Here is a 5169-nt window from a genome sequence, read left to right as displayed (position 1 = left end):
TCGTAGGACTGGCCCAACTGCAAGCCGTTGGCGGCGTAGAGCCGGGCCGCCGACATGGCGCCGCCAAGACCGGCCAGCAGGCCGGAAACGCCATAGACGAAGAGCAGCACCAGCGGCACCTTGATGCCGGTCAGCCGCGCCGCTTCGGCATTGCCGCCGACGGCATAGATCCAGGTGCCGAGCACGGTGCGCTTCAGCACCAGCCAGGACAGCACAACCACCGACAGCGCGATGATGACCAGCCACGGAATGCCGAACAGCGAACCGTTGCCGATGAAATCGAACGGCAGGTCCGAATTGAACACCGTGGTGTCCTGGCCGAGCAGGCGGGCGACACCGCGCACCGCGGTCAGCGAACCCAGCGTGACGATGAAGGGCGGCAGCTTGATGTAGGCGATGAGCAGCCCGTTGATGAGGCCGAAGCCGAGGCCGACCAGAATGGCCGCCGGCACGCCGAGCAAACCCCAGTCCGGCACCAGCGACACCATCACCGCCACCATCGCCGATGCGGCGAGGATGGCGCCGACGGACAGGTCGATACCGCCGGTCAGGATGACGAAGGTCATGCCGGCCGCCAGCACGATGTTGATCGACGACTGCTGGGTGACGATCAGAAGATTGGTCTCCGTCAGGAAGCGCGGGTTCAGGAACTGGAAGCCGGCCGCCAGCAGGATCAGCACCGGCAGCATGCCGAGGGCAGCGAAAGCCGTGCGCAACCGTCGGCTTGTGCCGGTGGCCTGGCCGCCTGCGCTGATCTCGGTCGCCTTGTCGGTCATAGCTGAGCCGCTCCCGTTGCAAGTTCCATGATTTTCTCCTGGCTCAGCGGTTCGCCTTGCGATGCCGTCACCTCGCCCGATATCGTGCCGTCGCGCATCACCAGCACGCGGTCGGCGACGCCGATCACCTCGGGCAGTTCGCTGGAGATCATCAGGATGGCGATGCCCTGTTTAGCGAGATTGTCGATCAGCCGGTAGATTTCCGATTTCGCCCCGACATCGACGCCGCGGGTCGGCTCGTCGAGGATGACGACCTTCGGCTCGGTCTCGAGCAGGCGGGCGAGCAGCACCTTCTGCTGGTTGCCGCCGGACAGCGAGCCGGCATTGGCCTGCACCGAACTGGTGCGGATGGAGAGATCGGCAACGGCCTTGGAAGCGCGCCTTTCGGCGGCCGCGAAGTCGCGCAAGCCGCCGGCGCGCGAATCCCGCGCCAGCACGCCCATGCTGATGTTGTCGGAAATCGACATGTCGAGGAACAGGCCGAGTTCCTTGCGGTCCTCGGTCAGATAGGCGATGCCGGCATCGAGCGCCTCGCGCGGCGAGCCGATGGAGATCGTTTTGCCGTCGAGTTCCAGCGTGCCTGACACGCGCCTGTCGGCGCCGAAGATCAGCCGCGCAAGCTCGGTACGGCCGGAGCCGACCAGACCCGCCAGCGCCAGCACCTCGCCTTTGTGCAGGTCGAACGAACAGTCTTTCAGGAGACGGCCGTCGGACATGCCACGCACCGAGAGCGCCACCGCGCGCTCTTCGTCCGGCGGCCGATGATCCTTCTTGTAGAAAGCCGACAGATCGCGGCCGACCATCATCGACACCAGGCGCGAGGCGCTGAGGTCGGCACGCTCGAGCGTACCGACATAGCCGCTGTCGCGCAGCACGCTGACGCGATCCGCAAGCTGGTAGACCTCTTCCATGCGGTGACTGATGTAGATGATGGCGATGCCTTGCGATTTCAGCGTCGCGATGACCTCGAACAGCCGGTCGCTCTCGCGCGAGGTCAGCGACGTGGTCGGCTCGTCCATGACGATGATGCGCGCATTGGTCGACAGCGCGCGGGCGATCTCGACCAATTGTCGCTCGCCGAGCGACAGGCTGGAGACCATGTCGCGGGCCGAAAAGGAGACGCCCAGACGCGCGATGATCTCCCTGGCGCGCCGGGTGCACTGGTCGCGGTCGACGATGCCGAAGCGTCGCGGCTCGTTGCCGAGGAAGATGTTTTGCGCCACCGTCAGATTGGGCGCCAGCGACAGCTCCTGATAGATCACCGCGACGCCGCTGGCGCGCGCCTTGATCGGATCGCCGGTCGCGGCCGGGCTGCCGTCGATCAGGATCTCGCCGCCGGCATCCGGCCGATAGGCGCCTGAAAGCACTTTCATCAATGTCGACTTGCCGGCGCCGTTCTCGCCCATCAAGGCGTGCAGCTCGCCGGCGTGGACGCTGAGCGAGACATCGTGCAGGGCACGGATGGCGCCGAACGTCTTGGAGATGTGGCGCATCTCCAGCACCGGCTGGCGCGCCGTATCGGCCCTGGCAATCGCACTCATCGCGCGCCTCCCACTGCCACACCAGCGACGCCCCGGTCCATGGTGGCGTCACGCCAATTGCTGCGATAGCCTGCCAATCCGCTGAAACGCGACGCGCGCACCGGCTCCGGAACTTCGGCGGCGAATTCGCGCCCGACGCTCTCGAAGGCGAGCGCCGCGGCACCCGTGGCGCTGCCCTCCAGCGTGGCGCCCTGCAGGAAGGCCTGGCCGGGACGCAACTGCGCCAGCAGCCCGGCGAGCACACCGCCTGTGTTCAGCCCGCCATCGACGATCACGGTGTTGTTCGAATGGATGAGGTCGAGGCAGAGATCGACCATCAGCGCGACATAGAGCAGCGCCGCGGCCGCGCGTTCCTCGGCATTGGGCGTGCGCCCCGCCAGCCGACCGGAATGCCCCGCCATCGGACCGCCCGGTGCGAAGCTCGGCAGCGCCATGATGCCGGCATCGATCACCCGCTGCACCACCGGACCGGCGATCTCGCCTTGCCAGCCGGCGCTGATGGTTGCGAATTCGCGCCCGCCCATGAAGCGGATGGTCGGCACCGGACCGCCGCCGACATCGACATTGACCAGCATGTCGCGATCCCGGTCGAGTGCGTCGAGCGGGCAGTCCGGATTGAGCACGATGACCCAGGTGCCGGTCGAAACGACGGTGACCGGGCCAAGCTCCTGCCGGCGATAGGCATGCAGCGCCGCATTCGAGTCATGGACGCCGTTGTGGATGGCGATCACCACAGCGCCGAGGCGCTGCTCGCCGATAACGGTGCCGGCGCGCTCGAAGGCAGGCATCCGGTCACGCCAGCCCTGCGCGTCGACCAGCGAGGAAAAGTCTTGGCTGCGCGGCGCCCACAGATGCGAATGGCAGCCGAGATAGGACACTTCCGAGACCGCCCGCCCGCCAAGGCGCCAGCTCCAGTATTGCGGATAGCCGAGGATCGATTTCGACGCCGCGAACGCGTCCGGATCGACCTCCTGCAGCCACAGCATGTGGCGGCCGTAGTTGAAGCCGAGCGGCAGCCGCGGCGAGAACGTCTCGGAAAAGTCAGGAATGCGGCGATCGATCCGCGCGACAATCTCGGCCGGCGGCTCTTGCTCGTAGTCGAGGATCGGATGCGTCAGCGCCGCCTCGTCGACCAAGGCAAAGGTGCAGCCATGACCCGAGACCATGACCCCTTCCACTCCATGACCGTCGACCGCATCGGCAACGGCGCTGAGCGCCCAATGGTGGAGCGCCGCCTCGTCGAGCACGCTGAAGCCGCCTTGGCGCACCCATTTCGGCTGTGTCCGGCGCTCGTCGATGATCCGCCCGTCCTGGCCGAAGACGAACAGTTTCGAATTGGTCTTGCCGAAATCGAGGACCGCCACCTTCACTGGATGGCTCCCGAAGCTATCCGCACCATGACGCCGGCGTCCTCCAGCATGCGCGCATCGGCGTCGGAGAGACCGTCGTCGGTGACCAGCGTGCCGATGCGCGAAAGCGGCAGCGCGACATTGCGCGCGTGGATCGACAGTTTGCGGCTATCGGCCAGCACCACGATCTGGTCGGCGCACAGGCTGAGATCGACGATCGAGCGTACCAGCAGCGGGTGCGATTCCATCACGCCTTCCTGGCCAAGGCCTTGCGTGCCGAGAAAGAATTTGGAGGCGTAGAAGGGCACGGCCTGGGTGAGCGAATGGATGATGCCGGGTTCGCGATGCAGATCACCGCCGGCAACCGTCAGGCTGCAATGGCCGTGGTCGCTGAGATAGGCCGCCAGCGGCATCGAGTTGGTGTAGAGGCGGATGTTGCGCTCGGCGAGCTTGACCCCGAGATGGAAGCAGGTCGAGCCGCCATGCACGATGACCGCATCGCCGTCGCGCACCATGGTCGCCGCCAGAGCGGCGATCTGCCGCTTGGCCTCGACCGCAAGGTCACGGTTCTCGTCATAGGGCCGGGCGTAGGCGACACCGGCCTGGGAAGCGCCGTCGAGTGCCGAGATGCCGCCATAGACCTTCCGCGCTTCGCCGGCTTCGTCGATCCTGTCGATATCGCGCCTGACCGTCGCGGCCGAAACGCCAAGCCGTTCCTGCAGCTCGCGCACCGAAGCGAACGGACGATCCCGCAGCAGTTCGACGATCTGACGCTGGCGGCCGGAGTCGCTCAATTCTTTCCTCCCGGGTGCCATTTTCCATGGCAATTGGCGTAACTTACTCAACATTAGTCGGATTGCAAGCAGGTTTGATGACAGTAGATCACTATTGACGTAGATCACTCGTATCTGCGATATCAGCGCCAATTCGATCCCCGGCAACGGGATTTCGCGCAGGACACGGCCGAGCCGTTGGAGGAAAAGCGCCATGGCGACCCAAGCTGATGCGCAGGAACTGGCGGCCTTGCGGGCGCTTTCGGCCAGCATCGGGCAGAGCCCGCACCTGACCCAGGCGGCAGGCGGCAACACCTCGCTGAAAGCCGGCGACACGCTGTGGATCAAGGCTTCCGGCACCTGGCTGAAGGACGCGCTCGTCGATGACATCATGGTGCCGGTGGCGATGGCGCCGTTGCTGAGAGCCGTCGAACAGCGTGATCGCGCCGCCGACCTGCCGCAGGGTTTCACCATTGCAGCGCTCAACCCGCGCGGCCTGCGGCCGTCGATCGAGACCACGGTGCACGCCCTGATGCCGCAGCGCGTTGTTCTGCATGTCCATTGCGTCGACACCATCTCGCTTGCCGTGCAGGCCGATGGCGAGGCCGAGGTCGCCAGGCGGCTCAATGGCATCGAATGGGCCTATGTGCCCTATTTCCGGCCCGGCCTGCCGCTTGCACGCGGCATCGCCGAGAAATTGCGGCCTGGTGTCGACGTGCTGATCCTTGGC

Annotated in this window: 5 protein-coding genes; 1 reads left to right on the top strand and 4 read right to left on the bottom strand. The window is 66.0% G+C overall.

Going from position 1 to position 5169, the window contains the following annotated elements; translation table 11 throughout:
• The 4 genes from EN750_RS17640 to EN750_RS17625 form a co-directional block, all read right to left on the bottom strand.
• Window positions 1-776 (bottom strand): ribose ABC transporter permease (locus EN750_RS17640; RefSeq protein ID WP_127397174.1); only part of this gene is annotated, 776 nt, incomplete at its 3' end.
• Window positions 773-2317, bottom strand: a complete 1545-nt coding sequence (locus EN750_RS17635) for a sugar ABC transporter ATP-binding protein (RefSeq protein WP_127397173.1) — start codon at window positions 2315-2317, stop codon at window positions 773-775. The genes EN750_RS17640 and EN750_RS17635, both read right to left, overlap by 4 nt.
• A complete protein-coding gene (locus EN750_RS17630) occupies window positions 2314-3687 on the bottom strand; it encodes a carbohydrate kinase (protein WP_127397172.1) in 1374 nt (457 codons plus the stop codon). Before EN750_RS17630 ends, EN750_RS17635 begins: the two co-directional genes overlap by 4 nt.
• Window positions 3684-4460, bottom strand: a complete 777-nt coding sequence (locus EN750_RS17625; RefSeq protein WP_127397171.1) for a DeoR/GlpR family DNA-binding transcription regulator — start codon at window positions 4458-4460, stop codon at window positions 3684-3686. Before EN750_RS17625 ends, EN750_RS17630 begins: the two co-directional genes overlap by 4 nt.
• A 193-nt stretch (window positions 4461-4653) precedes the next feature.
• Between EN750_RS17625 and EN750_RS17620 the strand changes: the two genes are divergently transcribed.
• Window positions 4654-5169, top strand: a 516-nt coding sequence (locus tag EN750_RS17620) for a class II aldolase/adducin family protein (protein ID WP_145967744.1), incomplete at its 3' end; no start/stop codon positions are given.

The organism is Mesorhizobium sp. M7A.F.Ca.ET.027.03.2.1 (assembly GCF_003999175.1).
GTDB lineage: Bacteria > Pseudomonadota > Alphaproteobacteria > Rhizobiales > Rhizobiaceae > Mesorhizobium.
The sequence above is the reverse complement of the archived record's forward strand: the minus strand, read 5'-3'. Positions and strand labels throughout refer to the sequence as shown.